The following is a 700-nucleotide window of genomic DNA, read 5'->3' as shown; positions in this document are numbered from 1 at the left end:
CGACGGCTTCAGGCTCTTGGCGATCTCCACCACGCTGTTGTCGTAGAAATAGAGGCCGGTCACCGCATAGTTGCTCTTGGGCTCCAGTGGCTTCTCTTCCAGAGAGATCGCGGTGCCCTCTTTATCAAATTCCACTACCCCATAACGCTCGGGGTCATGCACGTGGTAGGCAAAGACGGTAGCGCCACTCTCTTTGGCCGCTGCCGCCGCCAACTGTTTCTGCAGGTCATGGCCGTAGAAGATGTTGTCGCCGAGCACCAGCGCACAGGGGTCTGACCCGATAAACTCTTCACCCAGAATAAAGGCTTGTGCCAACCCGTCCGGGCTTGGTTGTACCTTGTATTGCAAATTCAGGCCCCATTGGCTGCCATCACCCAGCAATTGCTCAAAACGGGGGGTATCTTGCGGCGTGCTGATGATCAGAATATCGCGAATACCCGCCAGCATCAGGGTGCTGAGCGGATAGTAGATCATCGGCTTGTCATAGATGGGCAGCAGCTGCTTGCTCACAGCCATGGTCACCGGATAGAGACGGGTGCCTGAGCCACCGGCCAGAATAATGCCTTTACGTTTGGTCATGATGCTTGTTTCTTATTTTTAAATTGCAAAAGAAAAGGGTGGCTTGCGGCCACACCTTTCTGTTTTATCCCTGCCAGCCAGGGAGGCAGTCACTACATCCCTGGCCAGTGATTTACTTGCC

At 54.4% G+C, this 700-nt stretch carries 1 protein-coding gene; it reads right to left on the bottom strand.

The window, feature by feature from the left end:
- A partial coding sequence (rfbA, locus tag G5221_RS20210; RefSeq protein WP_421263800.1) for a glucose-1-phosphate thymidylyltransferase RfbA occupies window positions 1-579 on the bottom strand: 579 nt, incomplete at its 3' end.
- Between the last annotated feature and the right edge of the window lie 121 nt (window positions 580-700).

This window comes from Aeromonas sp. 602200 (assembly GCF_049173895.1).
GTDB classification, from domain to species: Bacteria; Pseudomonadota; Gammaproteobacteria; order Enterobacterales; family Aeromonadaceae; genus Aeromonas; species Aeromonas veronii_A.
This window is presented reverse-complemented; position numbering and strand designations above follow the sequence as displayed.